This is a genomic window from Paenibacillus sp. GbtcB18 (genome assembly GCF_019091125.1).
In the GTDB taxonomy this organism is placed as follows: Bacteria; Bacillota; Bacilli; order Paenibacillales; family NBRC-103111; genus Paenibacillus_F; species Paenibacillus_F chitinolyticus.
The window spans coordinates 301,318-321,298 of record NZ_JAGXJX010000005.1 but is presented as its reverse complement, the minus strand read 5'-3'; the positions used below and the strand labels follow the sequence as shown (position 1 = coordinate 321,298).

The 19,981-nt window shown below is 53.5% G+C and carries 19 protein-coding genes and 1 other RNA gene; 7 read left to right on the top strand and 13 right to left on the bottom strand.

What is annotated here, in order from left to right; translation table 11 throughout:
- Nucleotides 1-382 precede the first annotated feature (382 nt).
- The 3 genes from KVT34_RS17370 to KVT34_RS17360 all read right to left on the bottom strand — a co-directional run bounded on the left by KVT34_RS17370 (nucleotide 383) and on the right by KVT34_RS17360 (nucleotide 3,773).
- Nucleotides 383-1,885, bottom strand: a complete 1,503-nt coding sequence (locus KVT34_RS17370; RefSeq protein WP_217560066.1) for a L,D-transpeptidase — start codon at nucleotides 1,883-1,885, stop codon at nucleotides 383-385.
- Between the two features lie 210 nt (nucleotides 1,886-2,095).
- A complete protein-coding gene (locus KVT34_RS17365; RefSeq protein ID WP_009674781.1) occupies nucleotides 2,096-2,332 on the bottom strand; it encodes a ferredoxin in 237 nt (78 codons plus the stop codon).
- A gap of 160 nt (nucleotides 2,333-2,492) precedes the next feature.
- Complete coding sequence (locus tag KVT34_RS17360) at nucleotides 2,493-3,773, bottom strand: DNA polymerase IV (RefSeq protein WP_217560168.1); 1,281 nt, start codon at nucleotides 3,771-3,773, stop codon at nucleotides 2,493-2,495.
- Between the two features lie 258 nt (nucleotides 3,774-4,031).
- Between KVT34_RS17360 and cimA the strand changes: the two genes are divergently transcribed.
- A complete protein-coding gene (gene cimA / locus KVT34_RS17355; RefSeq protein ID WP_217560065.1) occupies nucleotides 4,032-5,648 on the top strand; it encodes a citramalate synthase in 1,617 nt (538 codons plus the stop codon).
- A 147-nt stretch (nucleotides 5,649-5,795) separates the two neighbouring features.
- Here cimA and KVT34_RS17350 read toward each other — a convergent pair whose 3' ends face one another.
- A complete protein-coding gene (locus KVT34_RS17350) occupies nucleotides 5,796-6,332 on the bottom strand; it encodes a TlpA family protein disulfide reductase (protein ID WP_217560063.1) in 537 nt (178 codons plus the stop codon).
- A 180-nt stretch (nucleotides 6,333-6,512) separates the two neighbouring features.
- Between KVT34_RS17350 and KVT34_RS17345 the strand changes: the two genes are divergently transcribed.
- On the top strand, nucleotides 6,513-7,817 hold the full coding sequence (locus tag KVT34_RS17345) for an MFS transporter (protein ID WP_217560062.1): 1,305 nt from the start codon (nucleotides 6,513-6,515) through the stop codon (nucleotides 7,815-7,817).
- 39 nt (nucleotides 7,818-7,856) lie between these two features.
- A complete protein-coding gene (locus KVT34_RS32415) occupies nucleotides 7,857-8,525 on the top strand; it encodes a Mov34/MPN/PAD-1 family protein (RefSeq protein ID WP_217560061.1) in 669 nt (222 codons plus the stop codon).
- An 89-nt stretch (nucleotides 8,526-8,614) separates the two neighbouring features.
- Here the strand turns inward: KVT34_RS32415 and KVT34_RS17335 are convergent, their stop codons facing one another.
- Genes KVT34_RS17335 through KVT34_RS17325 form a run of 3 tightly spaced genes read right to left on the bottom strand, consistent with a single transcriptional unit; the run spans nucleotide 8,615 to nucleotide 11,957 of the window.
- Nucleotides 8,615-9,343: an exonuclease domain-containing protein gene (locus KVT34_RS17335; protein ID WP_217560060.1), complete on the bottom strand. Its 729-nt coding sequence runs from the start codon at nucleotides 9,341-9,343 to the stop codon at nucleotides 8,615-8,617.
- 20 nt (nucleotides 9,344-9,363) lie between these two features.
- A complete protein-coding gene (locus tag KVT34_RS17330) occupies nucleotides 9,364-10,491 on the bottom strand; it encodes a DUF294 nucleotidyltransferase-like domain-containing protein (RefSeq protein ID WP_217560059.1) in 1,128 nt (375 codons plus the stop codon).
- A 38-nt stretch (nucleotides 10,492-10,529) separates the two neighbouring features.
- On the bottom strand, nucleotides 10,530-11,957 hold the full coding sequence (locus KVT34_RS17325) for an ammonium transporter (protein WP_217560058.1): 1,428 nt from the start codon (nucleotides 11,955-11,957) through the stop codon (nucleotides 10,530-10,532).
- A 309-nt stretch (nucleotides 11,958-12,266) separates the two neighbouring features.
- Here KVT34_RS17325 and KVT34_RS17320 point away from each other — a divergent pair, with 309 nt between their 5' ends.
- Both KVT34_RS17320 and KVT34_RS17315 read left to right on the top strand, forming a co-directional pair.
- Nucleotides 12,267-12,698, top strand: a complete 432-nt coding sequence (locus tag KVT34_RS17320; RefSeq protein ID WP_009674805.1) for a helix-turn-helix domain-containing protein — start codon at nucleotides 12,267-12,269, stop codon at nucleotides 12,696-12,698.
- 40 nt (nucleotides 12,699-12,738) lie between these two features.
- On the top strand, nucleotides 12,739-13,425 hold the full coding sequence (locus tag KVT34_RS17315) for a zinc metallopeptidase (protein ID WP_217560057.1): 687 nt from the start codon (nucleotides 12,739-12,741) through the stop codon (nucleotides 13,423-13,425).
- Between the two features lie 122 nt (nucleotides 13,426-13,547).
- Here KVT34_RS17315 and gltC read toward each other — a convergent pair whose 3' ends face one another.
- Nucleotides 13,548-14,471 (bottom strand): glutamate biosynthesis transcriptional regulator GltC, encoded by a 924-nt coding sequence (gltC, locus tag KVT34_RS17310; protein ID WP_217560056.1) that lies wholly within the window; start codon nucleotides 14,469-14,471, stop codon nucleotides 13,548-13,550.
- 182 nt (nucleotides 14,472-14,653) lie between these two features.
- Between gltC and tpx the strand changes: the two genes are divergently transcribed.
- Nucleotides 14,654-15,172 (top strand): thiol peroxidase, encoded by a 519-nt coding sequence (gene tpx, locus KVT34_RS17305; protein ID WP_016423958.1) that lies wholly within the window; start codon nucleotides 14,654-14,656, stop codon nucleotides 15,170-15,172.
- A 100-nt stretch (nucleotides 15,173-15,272) separates the two neighbouring features.
- On the opposite strand, the gene KVT34_RS17300 is transcribed toward tpx, so the two are convergent.
- The 4 genes from KVT34_RS17300 to KVT34_RS17285 form a co-directional block, all read right to left on the bottom strand.
- Nucleotides 15,273-15,683 carry a DUF1499 domain-containing protein gene (locus KVT34_RS17300; RefSeq protein WP_009675019.1) on the bottom strand — a complete coding sequence of 137 codons (411 nt, stop codon included), beginning with the start codon at nucleotides 15,681-15,683 and terminating at the stop codon, nucleotides 15,273-15,275.
- Nucleotides 15,684-15,919: 236 nt separating this feature from the next.
- Nucleotides 15,920-16,576, bottom strand: a complete 657-nt coding sequence (gene fsa / locus KVT34_RS17295) for a fructose-6-phosphate aldolase (protein WP_217560054.1) — start codon at nucleotides 16,574-16,576, stop codon at nucleotides 15,920-15,922.
- 205 nt (nucleotides 16,577-16,781) lie between these two features.
- Nucleotides 16,782-16,962, bottom strand: a non-coding RNA gene (ssrS, locus tag KVT34_RS17290) — 6S RNA.
- Nucleotides 16,963-17,089: 127 nt separating this feature from the next.
- Complete coding sequence (locus tag KVT34_RS17285) at nucleotides 17,090-17,878, bottom strand: YesL family protein (RefSeq protein ID WP_217560053.1); 789 nt, start codon at nucleotides 17,876-17,878, stop codon at nucleotides 17,090-17,092.
- Between the two features lie 140 nt (nucleotides 17,879-18,018).
- Between KVT34_RS17285 and KVT34_RS17280 the strand changes: the two genes are divergently transcribed.
- Nucleotides 18,019-18,111, top strand: a complete 93-nt coding sequence (locus KVT34_RS17280) for a YjcZ family sporulation protein (protein ID WP_217560052.1) — start codon at nucleotides 18,019-18,021, stop codon at nucleotides 18,109-18,111.
- An 89-nt stretch (nucleotides 18,112-18,200) separates the two neighbouring features.
- Here the strand turns inward: KVT34_RS17280 and cshA are convergent, their stop codons facing one another.
- A complete protein-coding gene (gene cshA / locus KVT34_RS17275; protein WP_217560051.1) occupies nucleotides 18,201-19,802 on the bottom strand; it encodes a degradosome RNA helicase CshA in 1,602 nt (533 codons plus the stop codon).
- Nucleotides 19,803-19,981 lie beyond the last annotated feature (179 nt).

Genomic DNA, 19,981 nt, shown 5'->3' with positions numbered 1-19,981 from the left:
CGTTCCTCAGTACTCTCATCTGTCAGTTTATCGCGTTCCGCGCGAGAATGCAAAGATTTTTACCCGTACAGAGTCCCTTGATCAGGACGTATAACTCCCGTTAAACGGCATTAAACACGAACGAAATATATTATAACACACAAATCGTTCGTTTTATGGCAAATTCCGTACAAATGTTTGCCTATTTTGAGACGTTCTTTCGACAGAACCTATTTCGATAAACCGGATCGTTTTAATCGGTTTTAAAAAACCGGGGGTTAAACGGCAGGCCTTCGTCTCGTAACGCGTCGGACGCAAGGATCTCTGACCGGCCGTAAAAAAAGCGCCCGCCCCGCACATAGCAGGGAAGACGCTCTCACATCCCGTCCTAACGGACGGGGATTTAATCCAGCCAGCGGTATACTTTACCGGGATTCGTCTCCTTAACCTCCGAAGGAAGCTTAAAAGCTCCCTTCGGACCGAATCCGGCTCCGGGTGCGCCGCTTCCTTTGGAAGCCCCGCTGTCTCCGCCGGACCCGTCACCGACGAGCTCCGCCGGGAGCAGCCCGCTTCCTATGGTGACCTTCGTGCCTTTCGGAGCCATGTCGAACAGCTCCTCCACGTCCTCCTGCCTCATCCGGATACAGCCCAGCGATTCGTCCTTGCCGATCGAGGACGGGTGCCTGGTCCCGTGGATCGCATAGTCCGTATCGGAGAGCGTCATCCCGCGCGTGCCGAACTCGCCTTTCTTCCTCCCCTTGGGATCGCGGACTTTCTCGGATATGGCGAATTCGCCGAGCGGCGTCCGAGCGCCCCCAAGGCCGACCTCGTAGCTCCGCACAACGGTCCGCCCGCTCACCAGCGCCAGCCGGTGCAGCTTCGTGTCGATGAGGATCGCCAGCGGCTCGCCGAGCGCCTCCTCCGCCGCGACGGAAGCGGCGGACGGCTTTGCGCCGGGGGCCGTGCCCGCGCCGCCTGTCCCGGCCGCGGCCTGCCCGTTCGCGCCCGCGGCGGCCGCCTCCCGTACAAGCGGGAACGCTTCCCGCATGTACGGCGTAAGTCCCGACATCACGTTGTCGGGATACGGGCGCAGCAGCTCCTCCGGGCCCTCCGGCAGCTTCCCGCTAGCCGCGCGGTAAGCCTCCAGCGCCGACCGGAGCACGAGGAGCTGCTCCTGGCGCTGCCGCCACGCTCCCGCCGGTTCCGCGAAGCGGCCCGGGTCGTCCGGGCGGCAGTTGCAGGCGGCGGCGTCGAAATAGGCGATCGCCGCCGCTTCGCCGGGCCCGCCGCTTGCGACCGACAGGAGCGGCTTCAGCGGCCGGTGCCAGGCGATCCAGCCGCCGCCCGGCCCGTCCGCGCTCTGGGCGGACAGGAGGACCGCTTCGCCGCCTGCCGGCCTGTCGCGCAGCAGCATCCGTTCGAGCGCCCCGCTCGCGGACGTCTGCTTCTCCGCCGCCAGGTAGACGCGGAGCCCCCCGTCCGCAGCCGGGAGCTCCGCCGATGCGGCGGCGCTTCCGCCGGGGCGCCCGTCTCCCGCGTCCGTTCCCGCCGGAGACGGCAGCAGCGCGATCAGTGCCAGCAGAGCGGCCGTAAGCGCGGCTTTCCTGCGGCGGCTCCGCTTGGCCGCCGTCTTCAGCTCCTGCGGCCAGGGGACGGAGGAATCGAGCGCCGACCAGTCGACGGTTATTTTCCGTTTCTCGAACGCTTCATAGATTTCGCCGGACTGCGCGTAGCAGTAAGCGGCTTTCCCCCGGTCTCCCCGGGCCGCATATTCCCTGCCGAGCAGGTACCACGCCATCCTCTGATCCGGATGATCCCGGACGTATTCCTTCAAATAAACCCGGTCTTCAATGGGATTGTGCCGCAAAAATCGGGCCAGTTTCTCGTCCGGTTTTTCTGTGCTCACTTTTTTCACCGCCTGCCTCAAGGATTACCGGTGTTTCTTCTCTTTTTATCGGCAGGAGCAGCCGCTCTGTTGAATTTCCTTCAAATCCTGTCGGTTTTTCTCTCTTCATTTCCGTTATTCTGGTTTATTCGAGTTAATCCGACAATAACACACAAAAAAGCCCTGTTTCCGATGGGGAAACAAGGCTTTATTTGTATAAAGAAAGAAATCTTACATATTGAAAGGAGTATCGGCCACTTTGATCGAATCGGTCGGGCAGCCGTCTTGCGCATCCTGCAGATCGTCGTACAGATCTTCCGGAATTTCGGTTACGCCATGGTTACCGTCGTTTTCGTAAATCACTTCCGCAATACCCTCATCATCGTAGTCGTAAATATCTGGAGCAGTTGCGCCGCAAGCTCCGCACGCAATGCAGGTGTCTTTTTCCACCCATGTATACTTAGCCATATATGAATTCCTCCTCTAATAGTCCTCCATTGTCCACTATAATATAAAGTATTCGAAAGTTCAACGGAAAGTACAAGTGAAAAGCCAGCCGCCGCGCGGTGTCCGGCTCTTCCCCTTTAAGATTTCATTTCGGGCCGGATGTTATTCGGCTCCCGGCTTTTTATAACGGGAATGAATCTCCGTCGGGGTCTTTCTGCAACGAAGTTCCCCTCCGCTTGCGGTTGCGTATATGCGCCGACGGATTGTCGCCGATCATCCCCGCGGTGAGCACCGCGTCTTCTCCGAATTTATCCCGGAGCGCATCCATAATTTCGCTCAGCTTGTCCTTCTTCGGCTGCTGCTCGTAACTGAACAGATCGAGCTGAATCGCAGCCTCCTCTTTCGGCGTCAGGTTCTGGCCCGTGATGCCAAGCAAGCGGATCGGCTTTTCCGGCTCCCAATGCCGCTCGAACAGCTCGCAAGCGGCCTTGTACAGATCCTCGTGATGATCGGTCGGCACCGGCAGCGTCACGTTCCGCGTGATCGTCTTCATATCGGGGTCCCGGATCGTAATCTGCACGGTCGAAGCCATCAGCTTCTGATGTCTGAGCCGGCGCCCGACCTGATCGGCCAGATTCAGGAAGACTCGGAAAACTTCCTTGCGGTCCGTGTAATTGTAAGGAAGCGTCGTCGTGTGGCCGACCGACTTGTTCGGCTCGCGCTCCGGGTTAACCTCCGACCGGGAGATGCCGTTGGCGGCCTGCTTGAGCGCGGATCCGTTTATGCCGAACGACTTGCGGAGAAGCCCTTCGTCGGCGGCCGCCAGTTGGCCGATCGTGTGAATCTGCAGCTTCTGCAGCTTCTCGGCCGTTTTTCTGCCGATGCCGTACAATTCTCCGCAGGGCCTGTCCCAGAGAACCTTCGGCACATCCCGCAGACGAAGCACGAATAATCCGTTGGGCTTCTTCATATCGGAAGCCATCTTGGCCAGAAGCTTGTTCGGCGCCACCCCGATCGAACAGGGCAGGCCCAGTTCTTCCCGTATCCGGGTCTGAATCTCCTCCGCGATCTGAAGCGGGGTTCCGAACTGCTTGGAACCCGTTATGTCCACATAACATTCATCAATGGACATGGTCTCGACCATCGGTGAATAATCATAGACTATACGGCGGAATCCGCGGGAAAACTGCCGGTACAAATCAAAGTTCGGCTTGATGAGCACAAGGTCCGGACAAAGCCTCATCGCCTGCCGGACGAGCATGCCCGTCTTGACTCCGCGCGCCCTGGCGGGATAGGAGGAGGTTACGATGATGCCTTTGCGCTGTTCCACGCTGCCCGACACCGCGATCGGTTTGCCCCGGTACAGCTCGGGCTGCATGACTTCGTGAACGGAACAGTAAAACGCGTTCATATCGATATGTAAAATGACTCGTCCGTTCTTGGGATACCCTTCCTGTGCCATCATCCCGGCTTCCTCCTTCCTGCGGGCGCGCAAGGTCCCGAACAGCCTATCAACAAAGCGGCCTTTCGGCGCTTGATCCTCTTTGTTCCTGCTAATTCTTAGTCTATTCCTGTCCGCTTGAGGAATCAAGAACGGTTATCGTCCAAAATTTGCGAAAATTCATTCTTTATGGTTGAAATTATGGTATAATCGTGCATTATACATTCGAGAACACATTCGAAAAATGAACAGCCACACGTTTAGAGGGGGAGCACCGAAATGTCCGATTTAATCAAAATCTTTGACACTACGCTTCGTGACGGAACCCAGGGCGAGGGAATCAGCCTGTCCGTGGAGGACAAACTGAAAATTGCCCAGAAGCTCGACGAGCTGGGCGTTCATTATATAGAAGGCGGCTGGCCCGGAAGTAACGGCAAAGACATTGAATTTTTTAACCGTGTTCAGGAACTGAATCTTAAGCATGCGAAAGTAACGGCATTCGGCAGCACCCGCCGCAAGAACACCAAAGCCGAAGAAGATCCCAATCTGACGACGCTGGTGGCGTCCGGAGTTAAAGTCGCGACGATTTTCGGAAAATCGTGGGATTTTCATGTCCACACCGCCATTCAGACAACGCTGGAAGAAAACCTCGCGATGATTTTCGATTCCGTCCGGTATCTGAAAAGCTGCGGTCTTGAAGTTATTTACGACGGCGAGCATTTTTTTGACGGCTACAAAAACAACCCTGACTACGCTCTCCATACAATCCGCCAGGCGCAGGAAGCCGGTGCGGACTGGATCGTGCTGTGCGATACGAACGGCGGATCGATGCCGGAAGAAATTTTCGAGATCGTTTCGGAAGTCAAGAAACAGATCACAACTCCCGTGGGCATCCACGCCCACAACGACTGCGAGCTCGGCGTCGCCAACTCCCTGGCAGCCGTGAGAGCCGGTGCCCGCCAGGTCCAGGGTACGATGAACGGATACGGCGAGCGCTGCGGCAACGCGAATCTGTGCTCCGTCATTCCGAATCTGCAATTGAAGCTCGGCTTCGCTTGCATCTCGGATGAGCAGTTGGAGTCGCTGGGGCCCGTCGCCCGTTACGTCAGCGAAATCGCGAACATGCACATGCCGATGAACCAGCCGTACGTCGGCAGCGCGGCTTTCGCCCACAAGGGCGGAATCCACGTGTCCGCCATCCTCAAGCATGCGAGCACATACGAGCATATCGTTCCCGAGAAGGTCGGCAACAAACAGCGCGTGCTCGTTTCGGAACTGGCGGGACAGAGCAACCTCGTGTCGAAAGCGGCCGAGCTCGGCCTCAATCTGGAGCAGCAGGACGGCAAAGCGAAAGAAATCATTTCGCGCATCAAAGACCTCGAGCACGAGGGCTACCAGTTCGAAGGCGCGGATGCTTCGCTCGAATTGATGATGCGAGAAGCTTCCGGCGATCTGCCGGAACCGTTTGTACTGGAATCGTTCAAAATTTTCGTGGAAAAATCGGCGGATCGCCCGGTCAGCTCCGAAGCTTTCGTCAAAGTGAACGTCAACGGCGAATCCATGTATACCGCCGCGGAAGGCGACGGACCTGTCAACGCGCTCGATAACGCGCTGCGTAAAGCTCTGCTGCCATTCTATCCGGACATTCACAGAATGCACCTGTCCGACTATAAGGTGCGCGTGCTTGACGACAAAGGAGCGACTGCTTCCAAAGTCCGTGTTCTGATCGAATCCCGCAATTTCGAGAACGAATGGAATACCGTCGGCGTTTCCTCCAATATTATCGAAGCCAGCTGGCACGCGCTCGTGGACAGCTTCCGGTATGCCCTGATCGGCAAATCCAGCATCGAGAGAGAATCGCTTGATCCCAGACCGGTCGGTCTGGTGAATCATTAAAATTTACATCTTCTTTTTCCTTACAAAAAAGACAAGCCCCGTTTCTTCCGTGTGGGCAGCCTGGCTTTACACACGGACCCGAAACGGGGCTTTTTGCATGTCTCCGAAGGAGTCGGATAATAGGACGGGATCTTGGCGGCCCGCCCGCTAGCGGCCCTTGATCAAAGCCTTGATTTTCTTTTCCCACTCCGTCTTGGGAAGAAGGTTTACCACTTCCTGCACGACTCCGTTCTTGTCCACGAGGAAGCTCGTCGGGATCGCCAGAAACTTGAACGATTCCGAAACCTTGCCGGGTTGATCCAGCAGTACCGGAAAATTAATGCCATACTCCTTGGCGAAGGCCCGCGCCTTTTGCTCGTCATCCTGACTCGTTACATTTATCGCCACCAGGTCCACTTTGTCCCCGTATTTTGCCTGCAAGTCAATCAAATCGGGCACTTCCATCTTGCACGGACCGCACCAGGACGCCCAGAAGTTCAAAATAAGCGGCTTATCGCGCGCGCCTCCGACCTGATAGGGCTTGCCATCCAAATCCGGCAGGCTGAAAGAAGGCACAAACATTCCCGGCCGGGGTCCCGTTTGAGTAGGCGCCGCCGTTTGTTTTTCGTCTTTTTTGCCGATCTGGACAAATATAGCCGCGGCGAGAAGAAGCACGATGGCCAGAATCGCTGCATTCCGTTTCAATTTGAGCCCTCATTTCCGTATCATTCGCTTTATTCTATCACATGGGAGGTTCAATCAGGTACCATCCCCCCTCAGTATCCCCATCTTTATCCGATTCCAACATTATGAACGGTTTAAAAAGTATGATCTTCCGCCCGGAGGAAACCCTATCCGTACCAAGTCAGAAGAGAGGTCAACCGCATGGAAAAAACGAAATCCCGAGGGCTTGACATCATTTTCGAGAGTGATCAGGACGACGACTACCAGTTTACCGCCGAACAGACGGCTGAAGGCGGCGAAAAAGGAGGCGGCGGCAAAGGCCGGCTTCTTGAATTTATGGCCATTGCGACGGTACCGCTCGTGCTGGTACTCGGCAATTCGATGCTGGTCCCTATTCTCCCCCAATTGGAGACCGAGCTGAGCATCACTAAGTTTCAGAGCAGTCTGGTTATTACTCTCTTTTCGATAACCGCAGGCCTAATCATCCCTATATCGGGGTACTTATCCGACCGGTTTACGAGGAAATCAGTGATCATCCCGTCTCTTATTATATATGGGGCTGCCGGGGTTTTGGCGGCGTTCGGAGCGATCTGGAAATCCTATACGATTCTGATTATTGCCAGAGCCGTTCAGGGGATCGGAGCAGCCGGCACGGCTCCTATCGCGATGGCTCTCGTCGGGGATTTGTATAAAGGGGGGACGGAAAGCAAGGCCCTCGGCCTGACGGAAGCATCCAACGGGCTCGGTAAGGTGCTCAGTCCCATCATCGGCTCCCTGCTTGCTCTTATTGTCTGGTACATGCCTTTTTTCGCCTTTCCGATCTTTTGCCTTCTGGCCTTGCTGGCCATGATGTTTCTCATTCATGAACCCAAAACCAAGAAGGAACCGACGGAACTGAAGCCTTACCTCCACAAAATCGGAGCCATCCTGAAAAAGAAAGGACGCTGGCTGATCACTTCTTTTTTTGCGGGCTCACTAGCGCTTTTTATCCTGTTCGGCGTCTTGTTCTATCTCTCCAATATACTGGAAGAGCCTCCGTACCATATAGATGGCGTCAAAAAGGGGTTCGTCCTGGCCATCCCCCTGTTAGGTATGGTCATTACCTCTTACACAACAGGAGCCCTAATTAAGAAAAACGGCACTCTGATGCGCTGGCTGATCAACATCGGCCTTTTAGTAATGACGTTGTCGCTGGCTTCCACGATTTTCGCTTTTCAGAACCTGTACTTGTTTATCGGCCTGCTTACTTTAAGCGCCATCGGCACCGGGCTGCTTCTTCCCTGCCTCAACACAATGATCACCGGTTCCGTGGAAAAAAGCGAACGCGGGATGATCACGTCCATTTATAACAGCCTCCGGTTCATCGGAGTGGCCTTCGGTCCGCCCATCTTCGGCTGGCTGATGGATAAATCCGACCGGCTCATTTTTATAACCGTATCCTCTCTGGCGGGTTTGACGCTCGTTCTTGTGTTTTTTCTGGTTAAACCGCAGGGAAAAATCAGCTGATCCGTTGAGTGCGGTAAACGATTTCGTTATAATTAGCGCATGATAAACGCGAAACGGTTAACTGAAATCAAAGTAAGCCCGTCCTTGTACACGGAATGGCTGGCACGGTTCAGCGGCTTTCCGGATGAAGAAACGTGCGGATTCGTTTACGGAAGGATTCGGAAGGAGACCGCCTATGTCTCCTCTTTCGTATGGGTTCCGAATGTTTCGGCTTGTCCCGCCCGGTCTTTCCGTATAGCCCCATCCGATATTATGCGTCACTTAGGGGGGGGACAAGCCCGTAACGACCGGCCTGCGCGGGTTTCATTAGCGGATCCCGTGTTGTTGGGAATGTTCCACTCCCACCCGCGTACGGCTGCCTCGCCGTCTTGCGAGGACATCTCGGTCTTGCGGTTATGGCCGGGACTGCCCTCCTTCTGGATCGTCTCCCTGGAGCGCTCCGTTCCCGAAACCGCGGTATACGCGTGGGCGGAACCGCAGGAGAGCCACGCCGCACCCGAACCGTCCGAATCGACGGATCTCCCCGCCGATAATGCCGTCACGACTGAGGATATGGGGCAGCCCGGTTCGGTTGGTCCCTCCGGGACGGACACCTTGACCGATCGTACCTCACTGCATGCAGTATCCGCTTCTTCGTCCAAACGGCCGAATCAGGCGAAAAGTCTCTCAAAGCTCCGTAAACTCCCCCTTTGTATAGAAGCGCTATGAACCCAAAAAAGCAAGCAGGTATCCGCGGGCTTCCCGCATTCCTGCTTGCTTTTTCATATCTTGGCCATCATCTCAGCTTTCTGCGAGACTTACGCTTTACTGAGACGCGCATACAGATCTCCGAGCGTATCCACGCCCATTTCACGGATCTCTTCCAGAAGCTTCTTCCACAGCTCGCCGGTCATCAAAGAATCGTCCAATGCGTGGTGTCTTCTCAGCATCTGAATTCCATACAGCTCAAGCAGGGAATCGAGGCTGTAGTCTTTGCGCCGGGGCATCAGCCATTTGGCTGCCATCATCGAATCCAGCACCCGGTGGGAGAGGCTGACTTTCGAAGTTTTCCAGAGCGCCGCATTCAAAAACGCTTTGTCATGAGCCGAGCCGTGCGCCAGCAAAACCCTCGCCCCCACAAACTCGAAAAATTCACGCAGAGCCGTAATCAAGTCCGGCGCTTCGGCCGCCTCTTCCGTCCGGATTCCGGTCAGCTCCTCGATATGAGGAGGAATCGGGCGGTTCGGATTCACAAGGGTGTAAAACGACTCCTCTTCGAGCTTATCCCCGGCCATAGACACGGCGCCGATCGAAATAATCTCGTCCGCTGCCGATGAAAAGCCCGTTGTTTCCAGATCAAACACAACGACTTTGAGATTGTGCAGGGAAGTGTCCAGCAGCGAATGTCTGCGCTGATCCTTCAGAAGCTGACGGATAAACGCCATCTGCTGGGCGTTGCGCGGGTTAAACATGGATGTAATCGCCGGGGTCAAGCCACCCATCTTGTAAAGCCTCCACAAACCGCCGCCGGGGCCGCTCTCTTTCATCGGTTTACTCCTTTCCGGTCCTATTGTCCCGTATGTTCGCGCAGCTTGGCGGAGGCAGCGCCCCTGCCTTTCTTAACGGAACCCCGCACTTGGCGGATGACCTGCCGTTGAAGCCGTTTTCCGAATGTAAGGCCGTTTTTCAGTTCCGCCCGGCATTTGCGGGTCAGCATTTCGGCAGGCAGTATCCCTGCAGTCGCGAAGTGTCCGTTTTCCATGTAAAAAGGCGTGTTCAATCTCATTTCCAAGGAATGCAGAAACACTTCCCGGCAAGCCAGGCCGAACTCAACCGTAACGGCTCCGCGATCGATGAGCGCATGGATTCTTTTAAAGGTGGACGAATCGGAAATGCCGTTTGCCAATGCAAGAAGACGGACCGCATTTACAAGCGGGATGTAAAGCCCGTATTTGATATCCAAACCACCCGCGTACGGCCCGTACCGTTCCGTCACCAGACGACCAAGCAGTCCCAGGGACACTTTGTGGTGCAGGGTGTTAGCCAGAAGCGGCAGGAGCAGCCCGCGGTTAAGCGCTATGCACTCGTGGAAAGCCTGCTTGATCCGGTCTGCAAGCGCTTCGCTGCCGTATACGCACCTCAAGTCGGCTGCAATAAGCAAATAACGCGCGTTTTCCCAGGCAGGCTCTTCAAACCAGCCGTTAAGCTGATCTTTCCACCCCGCTTCGCTTCTTCTCCACATCGAGTTCTCGGCCAGCACCCTCCCCGTGCACGGCGGATAACCTGCCAGCTCCAGACCTTGGCGGATTCGCTGGGCCAGCTTGCTGAAATATACGTCCGCCTCCGCTTCCATGCTTTCCGGTGGATTTTCGTAAATCAGTCCGTTGTCCTGGTCGCTCCACGGCGTCTGTTCCTCCCGTCCGCCGCTTCCCATAAGCAGGAATGCGTATGGGAGCGGGGGCTCCCCCGCTCCTTCCGCTGCGAGGCGTTTTTCCGCCAAGAGAATCATTTTCCGGATTAGGGTATCGTGTGTAAAATTCAGCTCTTTGTACAGCAAGGCTGCCGCTTTCTCGCCGAGTTCCTTCCGGAACAATTCCTGCATATCCGCGCGAATCGGGGCCAGTTCATCCGTTCCGGCTGCACGGTCGATCCTTGTGTGAAGCAGCTGCCAATCCGAGCCTAATGTCGGTTTCATAACGACATCTCCTTAGATGAGACCGGTCCGGTGGGCAGTCACGAAGCCGGCACCGGGCGACCGCCTTCATTGGACTGGCTTGCCGAAGTATGCGCTTCGATCGCATGATTCATTTGCTCGGGGTACCCGTAAGTGCCGTGTTCAGCGAGATCCAGTCCCATGATTTCTTCCTCTTCCGTCACACGCAGGCCCGTCGTAACTTTAATCAGGTAGAGGACGATGAAGGAAATGACAAGGACGAAAACAAGAGCGCCCGCAACTCCGATAAACTGAACCCATAGCTGGCGGAAACCCCCGCCGTAGAACAAACCCGCTCCGCCTACATTAACCGTTTTGGCCAGCTCCGGAGTTGCGAAGAAACCTGTGGACAGCGTACCCCAAATCCCGGCGATGCCATGCACGGAGAAAGCGTAGACCGGATCGTCGATCCCTTTCTTCTCAAACCAGATTGCCGTGAAGAAAGTGATCCCTCCGGCGATGGCTCCGATGGCGATTGATGCCAGAGGCGTAACGAAGGCGCATGAAGCCGTGATCGCGACAAGCGCGGCAAGTACGCCGTTAAGCATGCTTGTAATATCGGATTTGCCGAAGTAAATCCAGGAGACCGCCATAGCGGCCACGCCGCCTGCCGCCGCGGCCAGGTTTGTCGTCAGGGCGATATAGCCGAAGAACCCGTCCCCCATTGCGCTCAGCGTACTCCCCGGATTAAAACCGAACCACCCGATCCAGATGATGATGACGCCAAGCACGGACAGCACTTGATTGTGGCCCGGAATTTTATTCGGCGAGCCGTCCTTGTTGAATTTGCCTATACGCGGCTTCAGGAGGATGGTTGCCACCAGTGCCGCTGTAGCCCCTTGCAGATGCACAACCGTGGAGCCCGCAAAGTCCTGCATACCGATTTTGGACAGCCAGCCTCCGCCCCACACCCAGTGAGCCACGATCGGATAAATCACTACGGTGAAAAGCAGTCCGAAAATAAAGTAAACCGGGAGCTTGGCGCGTTCGGCGAAGCCTCCCCACGCGATTGCGAGCGAAACACCCGCAAACGCCAACTGGAACAAAAACTTAATCGTGATCGGAACATCCGAAGCGCTCAAGGAAACGAAGGCGTCGGCGTTAACTCCGTCCATGAAAAAGCCGGACAAGCCGAACAGATTGTTGTTGAACAATCCGGCCCCGTCTCCGAAAGCAAGCCCGAAACCGAACGCCCAGAATGCGATGGCGCAAATTCCGAAAGTCAGAATGGTTTTACCTGCCACGTGGCCTGCATTTTTCATCCGGGTCGAGCCTGCTTCCAGCAAAGCGAAACCGGCCTGCATAAAGACGACCAGCATAGCGGCGACCAGTACCCATACCGAGTTGATCGCGGCCTGCAGTTGTTCCGGTGTCGGCGCTTCCGCAAACGCCAAGGTCGGTAAAGCCATACTGAGCAGCGCTAACCCGATCAGTGTCTTTTTAATCATTGATACCCGTCCCTTCATGTAAGGTTTCTTTACAACACAATTGATTAGTGTCATTATAAACGAACGTTTTACGAAAAAACAATAGGTGCCGTTCACTTTTTCGAGGTTTTTTATTAGGAAAATCAACTTTTTTTCCGGTTTTTGCAATAAATTTATCATCAAATGTAATGTATATGTTAATTATGTGCTCGTTCATCAAAATGTCAAAAGCATTACGTTTGACTGTACGGTTTAGGATCGGGTATCATTAGGCTGAGGTAAACATGTGCGAACAACAACTTTTTAAAGGAGGGGCAAAATCATGGGGATATGAAGCTTCATAGAATCGGAGAGTTGTCCCGGTTGGCCGGAGTCAGCCCCAGGACGATCGATTATTACACCAAGCTGGGCCTGATTCATCCCGAAAAAAGATCGGACACCAATTATCGCCTGTATTCGGATGAAACCTTGCTGCGGCTCAAACGTATTGAAGAGATGAAAAAAGAGAAATATACGTTGGAAGAAATCCGTACAACCATGCTGAAACTGGATAAAGCGGCCCACGACGAACATGTGACCGACAAGCTGACATCCTATCAGGTGCTGCTCGGCCAGCTGCAGAAAGAAATCAAGGAACTCGATCCTATGATTCAGCAGCTAAAACCGAATCAGCTCAAGAAGATTTATAATCTGATTACCCAGCCCACGGCCGCATGCGTCGAAGCATTGCTCTACTTGCTCGGCAAAGGTCCTTTTACGTAACGGATCCCCGCGATTATCTTGACTATGGAGGTCTGCAGCTATGTTTTTTCATCCTATGGATTTTCTCATTCTCATTGCCTTCGGCTTGTCCATGTGGGCTTCATTCCGGGTCCGCGGCACGTTCAACCGGTGGTCCCAGGTACCCGTTCAATCCGGCATGACCGGATACGAGGCGGCCCGCCGCATGCTTGATGCGGAAGGGCTGTACGATGTGCCGATCGAGCCGGTTCCCGGAGCTCTCACGGATCATTACGATCCGATCTCCAGAACGGTGCGTCTTTCCGAACCTGTCTACTACGAGAGCACCATCTCGGCCGTTTCGGTCGCTTGTCACGAAGTGGGACACGCGATCCAGCACCAAGTTCATTATCCGATGCTAGTTGCGCGCCACAAGATGTTCCCGGTCGTAAACTTCGCTTCGGGCGTGGCTCCGCTCCTACTTATCGCCGGCCTTATTTTTCAACAGTTTGATATTCTGCTTCTTCTGGGAATCATCTTCTTCTCCGCCGCGGTGCTTTTCCAGCTCGTGACTCTGCCGGTCGAATTCAATGCCAGCAACCGGGCCCGAGAGCTCATGATTGCAGGCGGCTTTATCACCAACGAAGAAGAACAGGGCGTTGCGAAAGTGCTTAACGCGGCTGCCTTGACTTATGTGGCTGCAGCCCTTATTTCGCTGCTTGAGCTCGTTAAGTACGTCATGATTTTCAACAGCCGTTCCGATGATTAAAACGGCCGTAACCGCAAAAAGCTTTCGTCTGCAATAGACGAAAGCTTTTTTTCTGTATATATACGGAAAAAGACAGATGCTGCAGGACGAATGACGGAGGGCCTTTCCATCCCGTTATCCGGCTAAGACCCATCTAATCTGTCCATAGGCCTGCCCGGATCGGAAGAGGGCTGAAACTCCATCAGAAACCGGCCGAAAAGCTCCGTCACGGGCGGAAGCTTCTCGTTCCTCCGGCGAATGACTCCTACGGTGCGCGTCACCTTCGGATCGACCTTCACCACACACGGCTCTATATGCGTCGAATAGCGCAGCGCCAGCTCGGGAAGAAGACTGACGCCCATCCCCGCCGCGACAAGCCCGCGGATCGTATCCGTTTCGTCTCCTTCGAATTCGATCTTCGGCACAAACCCTGCCTTCAGGCAGGCGTTCATGACGATCGGACGAAGCGAATACTGTTCGCCGAACATGACAAACGGCTCCTCCTTAAGCTGCTCCAGCCGGATGCTTTTACAGCCGGCCAGCGCATGGTTAGGCGGAAGCACCGCTAACAGTTCCTCCGTGAGCATGACTTCTCCCTTCACGAGCTCGTGCGTCTCCGGACACGGCGATATGATCGCCAGATCGATTTCACCCTCCGTAACGTCACGGATGAGACTCGTGTAAGTTCCTTGCTTTAAGCGGAATTTAACGTTGGGATGCTCTTTCTTGAAGCAGGATATAAACGCCGGAAGAATAGAAACGGATACACTATGCGGAAAACCGACCCGGATCTCCCCGGCTTCGGGGTCCAGGAATTCCCGCACTTCGCCCACCGCGCGTTCCAAGTCGGTCAAAATATGTTCCGCACGACTCAGAAACAGACTCCCGGCGGGAGTCAGCTGCAGATTGCGACCTTTCTGGACAAACAGCCGGACACCCAGCTCCTCCTCCAAATGACGGATTTGCCGGCTTACGGCAGACTGGGCCACACGAAGCTCTTCGGCCGCTTGTGTCATATGCTGTTTTTTAGCCACTTTCACGAAATACTGCAGTTGTCGTAACTCCACAGATTCCTCCATTAGTAAGTTCTGCCATCGCTACCTATTATAGCCGATTTAGGTGTTCCGGAGAACCGTTTCCGGTTCCCTTTCTTTTAAAGAGTGTATTGGACAACCCCTTAAATGCGAGGGTATAATAGGGAGGGCTGGAATTTCCAGTTCTTTCGGATAATCGATAAGGAGGAATACATATGTCACAAGAACGCAAGGGTGCAGCCACTTTTAAGGGCAACCCGATCACACTCGTCGGTCCCGAGCTCAAAGCGGGCGATGCAGCACCGGATTTCAAATTGAACAAAGACCTCCTGAACGAAGTTTCCCTTTCCGATTATGCCGGCAAGGTGAAGCTGATCAGCGTGGTTCCTTCCATCGATACGGGCGTATGCGACGCTCAAACTCGCCGTTTTAACGAAGAAGCCGCTAAACTCGGCGATAACGTTGCCGTTCTGACTGTCAGCGTCGATCTTCCGTTCGCGCAAGCCCGCTGGTGCGGTGCCGCAGGTATCGATCAAGTCGTCCTGCTCTCCGACTACAAAGCGAAGTCCTTCGGACAAGCTTATGGCGTTCTTATCCAAGAACTCCAGCTCGACATGCGCTCCATCTTCGTCATTGATGCCAATGACAAAATCCAATACGTGGAGTATCTCGGTGAGATGACGGAGCACCCGAACTACGAAGCTGCGATCGAAGCGGTTAAAAAGCTCGTGTAAAACTCCGGCTTAAAAAGAAAACAGCACAGGAATCGATGCGCTCATCGAATCCTCTGCTGTTTTTTTATGCCCGCGAAGCCGTCCGCAAGCTGTCCAAGCGTCAGCGGCTGATTTTGTAAGCCGCCAGCTTTTTATCCAGCTGCTTGTAAATGTCCAGAATAGTCCGGTAATTGGAACCAAGATCCCCCATATTCCCACGGGAAGCCGAATAAATATCAATAGCCGTTGTCGTCGGATTAACCGCAAACAAAGTAATCGTAATATCCTGAGTACGTCCGAGAGCCGTACGTTTTTCCACCACAATCTCCCCGACATTCTTCACTTCGTGAAGGAGTTTGTAGCCGGGTGTTTTTTTGATCATCCCGACGGTCTCTTCCCACACCTGGTCTTTGGATAATTTGTAGTAACGGGTTTTTAATTCCGGATCTTTGGCTTTCTCACCGGTTGTCTCGAAACTGCGAAGCAAACCGACTAACGTTCGTTTCAAAGTCGTTCCCCCTTCATGAAGCATATCCAAACTGCTTGCCAAACCACACTAAAGACAATCTTACCATTCTTTGCAGGGAAGCAAAAGAGGAGAACGTCAAAAAGCGGGCATAAATCCCTGGTCATTTTATTGAACAGCGGCTAAATAACCATTTTAATCCATCATTGCCGCATTTATATGAATAAAAAGCCTCTCCGCAGAGAGGCTCATCTGATTCAAGAGGGTTCCGTTCACCTTACATGCGCGCCCCCGGAATATATTTAGAACGTTTTCTGATTGGCGCCTTCCCAGTCCTTCATAAACCGCTCCACTCCAGCATCCGTTAACGGATGCTTCATCATAGCTTCGATCACTTTGAACGGCACTGTAGCGATATGGGAACCTAGAAGAGCGGCCTCGATCACATGCGTAGAATGACGCACGCTGGCTGCGATAATTTGCGTCGGCAACTCGTGCACCGTAATAATCCGGCTCACTTCTTCAATCAGATTCATGCCTATCTGGTTAATATCGTCGAGCCGTCCGATAAACGGAGATACGTAGGTCGCTCCCGCCCGTGCGGCCAGAAGCGCTTGTGTGGAACTGAATACAAGAGTCACGTTTGTTTTAATGCCTTGGTCGCTGAAACGCTTCGTCGCCTTAAGGCCGTCCGCAGTCATCGGCACTTTAATCACAATCCCGCTGCCGATTTTGGCTAGTTTCTCGCCTTGCTGGACCATTCCTTCCACGTCCGTGGCGACAACTTCGGCACTGATCGGCAGATCGCCTACGATGCCTACAATTTCTTTGAGGGTCTCAAAGAAATCTCGTCCCTCTTTGGCAATCAGAGACGGATTCGTCGTAATTCCGGAAATAACCCCCAGCTCGTGCGCTTCTTTAATCTCGTTAACATTGGCCGTATCAAGAAACAGCTTCATACACGATCCACCACTTTCAGCAAAATTTTTGATCTCTATGTACATTCACATTCCACTTTTTTACCATAGCATAAAATGGGGTCTAATACAAAAAGGGTCCGTGCCTGTAGCTTCTCTTTAAATTACCCTTTTTCGGACAAAATAAAAACAGCCCCGTTTACGGAGCTGTGTCTTTTTTTATACGCTTAAAATCCAAAATGACATAAAAAAACCCGCAAATGCCGTCCGGTTTAATAGTTTCAAACCTGCTTTAGCAGGTGGGTGATCGCAGAAACGTTTTTGAAGTCCCTTTTCGGGGGCATGTCAGCCGCGCTTCAATATGGATCTCCCGAGAAACAATCATTGGTTTAAAACAAAAGAAACCGAAACGTACATCGCAGGATTTTGTTTGTATCCCTATTATAAGACAATCGCGAACCGGATTCAACTGGAATCGACTGTCTTTTGTAAGAATAGGTCTATCGCTTCAGAACGCCGCCGAAAAAGGGACCCGGGCTATAGTTTGTCAGACTCTTACTTTGTCGAATCGTCTTCCCGGACGGCCGCCGCATCCAGCTCAGCCGCCTGCCCGTTCTCTTCCTCCACCCGTTCGCGTTCAGCCTCTTCCATCGCTTCCTGCTTGCGTTTGATTTTCTCGAAGCTCCGGTTGAACTGCCAGAACGTAAAGGTCGCGCTGACGCTGCCCGCGAAGAATACGAGCAGGAAGCTGAAACGGAAACTGATCATCACGATCGCCACGTTTCCGATAATCGTCATCACGCTGGTCACGGGGTTGCCGATCGTCAACAGGATGGCGTTCTTGATAATTTGAAGAACCTTCATATGAAGGTGGGTCATGATACAGAAAAAATTGAAAAAGGCGCCGATCAGCAGGATTCCCATGGCCAGGAACATGTACGAAAGAAGGGAAAGCGCGCTGTCGAGACCCGCATAGAAACGGTAGCTCACGAACAAAATCAGGATAAATAAGACGAAGGCGATGCCTCCGATCATACTCTGCAAAAAGTTTTCTTTGTAACCGCGGAAAAAGGTCTTGAACAGGGGTACATCCTCATCCCCGGTCACCCACTTACGGGCTACCGTGAACATCGCAGCCGTAGAAGGAAACAGTGTAAACGGTGCCAATATTCCCATTAAAACGAGCGATTGCATCATTATATCCGCTTGGCCCGAAGTAAGCCCGGCTAATGCAAAAAAGAAAAACGGAATGCTGCAAAGGATCCACAGCAAATTAATGGCGGACAGCCTCATGATCCATTCGGAAATCCGGTAAAAGCCGCCCATTAGTCCTCTAAATTCCAAACCCTTGTCCCCCTCTGTTGATGTTATTCTTATTATAGCCTATTTTGTAGAGCATAGGTAGCCGCCGTTTCTTTTCTTCCCCGCAGGCATAATCTATTAAGGTAACAAATCTTCAAATTTTTTCGCGAGGAGGAGATTACATGTCCGGTTTAGGCGGCGGTTTTACTTCTACGGGTACGATTCTCGTGCTTTTCATTCTGCTGGTTATCGTCTCTCGTACTTTCCTCTACTAATCAATCCGTAAAGATTTACGAACGAATTTAACACGAATCTCCAAAAAAAATGACGACCCGTAGGGTCGTCATTTTGATATTCAAATCGATTAAGCGTTGGAATCTTCACTGCGGCGAGTGCTGCTGGAACGGTCACGATTGTAATCGGAACCGCCGCTGCGGGAGCCGCCGCCGTAACGGTTGTCACGGTCACGGTCGCGGTAATCGCGTCCGCCGTCTCTTCCGCGGGAGGAAGAAGAACCGTAGCGCGATCCGCCTTGGCCGGAGCGGGAGCCGTAGCCTCCGCCGGAACGGCCGTCGCCTCTGCGGTCGCTGCCATAGTTGAACTTGCGTCCGGAGCTGCGAACATCGACGCGGCGTTTCTTCGCACGGATCGGATCTTCCGGAGTCAGCTCAACGGATACTTCCTTCTTCTCACCGCCGGTAAGAAGCTGAAGTGCCGCTGCCAGCAGGTTGACGGAATCATATTCCTCAAGAAGCTGGATAGCTACGCCTTTGAACTCGTTGTGCTTGTCTTCTTGAAGCAGGTTGATGATACGTTCAGCCGTTACCTTCTGCTTGCCTTCCATAGCCTCGGCCGGGCTCGGCATAGGCTTCTTAGGAATGCGGTGACGGGTTACTTTCTCGATGAAGTGCAGGTGATCGATCTCACGCGGCGTTACGAACGTCCAAGCCGTTCCTTCTTTGCCCGCGCGGCCCGTACGGCCGATCCGGTGAACGTAGCTTTCCGGATCCTGCGGAAGGTCGAAGTTAACGACGTGTGTGACGCCGGATACATCGAGACCGCGCGCCGCTACGTCCGTAGCGACAAGCACTTCGATGCTGCCGTCGCGGAATTTGCGCATCACGTTGTCGCGCTGATTCTGGGACAAGTCGCCGTGCAGGCCTTCCGCGGCATAACCGCGCTTCTGCAGGGCTTCCGCCAGCTCGTCTACCCGGCGCTTCGTACGACCGAACACGATCGCCAGTTCCGGGGATTCCATGTCGATGAGACGGCTAAGCGCTTCGAATTTCTGCTTCTCATGCACTTCGATGTAAGCCTGGTCAATAAGCGGAGCGCTTACGTGCTTAGGAATAACCGATACATGCTGAGGGTTCGTCAGGAACTGTTGAGCCAGCTTCTGAATGTTAGGAGGCATGGTTGCCGAGAAGAGCATGGTGTGGCGCTCTGCCGGTACAAGACTCAGGATGGACTGGATGTCATCCATGAAGCCCATGTCGAGCATTTCATCCGCTTCGTCGAGAACGACGGTCTTAACGTCTTCGAGCTTGATCGTTTTACGGTTGATGTGGTCAAGCAAACGTCCTGGCGTACCGATGATGATCTGAGGTCTTTTCTTCAATGCGCGGATTTGCTTGCCGATATCTTGTCCGCCGTAGATCGGCAGGGAGCGGATGCCTTTGAAGCGTCCGAGTTTGCTTACTTCTTCCGCAACCTGGATGGCAAGTTCGCGTGTCGGGCACATGATAAGTGCGACGATCTTGTCTTCGCTTGGTTCGATTTTGCTTACGAGAGGAATACCGAAAGCGGCTGTTTTACCCGTACCGGTCTGCGCCTGGCCGATCAGATCGTGTCCTTCAATCGCAAGCGGAATCGTTTTCTCCTGAATCGGGGTCGATTCTTCGAAACCCATTTCTGTAATAGCTTTGATTACTTTTGCATCTAAATCAAATTCTGAAAAATTTTTCAATCCGTTCATTCTCCTTTTATCCGATGAAGATCTCTCTTCTTTTATATACCCTTAAGCACGACTTTTCTTCCTTAACATCCGTTCATCCGTGCGGAAACCCTATCCCGAATTGCCCTTATCCTAATTCGTAGAGCCGCCCTTAAGAATATCTCGACTAGTATAACATATTATACTCAAGC

Excerpts from the sequence above, each read along its gene's own strand:
- KVT34_RS17365 (WP_009674781.1), bottom strand. The coding sequence starts at position 2,332 with ATGGCTAAGTATACATGGGTGGAAAAAGACACCTGCATTGCGTGCGGA.
- KVT34_RS17360 (WP_217560168.1), bottom strand. The coding sequence starts at position 3,773 with ATGGCACAGGAAGGGTATCCCAAGAACGGACGAGTCATTTTACATATC.
- cimA (WP_217560065.1), top strand. The coding sequence starts at position 4,032 with ATGTCCGATTTAATCAAAATCTTTGACACTACGCTTCGTGACGGAACC.
- KVT34_RS17345 (WP_217560062.1), top strand. The coding sequence starts at position 6,513 with ATGGAAAAAACGAAATCCCGAGGGCTTGACATCATTTTCGAGAGTGAT.
- KVT34_RS32415 (WP_217560061.1), top strand. The coding sequence starts at position 7,857 with ATGATAAACGCGAAACGGTTAACTGAAATCAAAGTAAGCCCGTCCTTG.
- KVT34_RS17335 (WP_217560060.1), bottom strand. The coding sequence starts at position 9,343 with ATGAAAGAGAGCGGCCCCGGCGGCGGTTTGTGGAGGCTTTACAAGATG.
- KVT34_RS17330 (WP_217560059.1), bottom strand. The coding sequence starts at position 10,491 with ATGAAACCGACATTAGGCTCGGATTGGCAGCTGCTTCACACAAGGATC.
- KVT34_RS17325 (WP_217560058.1), bottom strand. The coding sequence starts at position 11,957 with ATGATTAAAAAGACACTGATCGGGTTAGCGCTGCTCAGTATGGCTTTA.
- KVT34_RS17320 (WP_009674805.1), top strand. The coding sequence starts at position 12,267 with ATGAAGCTTCATAGAATCGGAGAGTTGTCCCGGTTGGCCGGAGTCAGC.
- KVT34_RS17315 (WP_217560057.1), top strand. The coding sequence starts at position 12,739 with ATGTTTTTTCATCCTATGGATTTTCTCATTCTCATTGCCTTCGGCTTG.
- tpx (WP_016423958.1), top strand. The coding sequence starts at position 14,654 with ATGTCACAAGAACGCAAGGGTGCAGCCACTTTTAAGGGCAACCCGATC.
- KVT34_RS17300 (WP_009675019.1), bottom strand. The coding sequence starts at position 15,683 with ATGCTTCATGAAGGGGGAACGACTTTGAAACGAACGTTAGTCGGTTTG.
- fsa (WP_217560054.1), bottom strand. The coding sequence starts at position 16,576 with ATGAAGCTGTTTCTTGATACGGCCAATGTTAACGAGATTAAAGAAGCG.
- KVT34_RS17280 (WP_217560052.1), top strand. The coding sequence starts at position 18,019 with ATGTCCGGTTTAGGCGGCGGTTTTACTTCTACGGGTACGATTCTCGTG.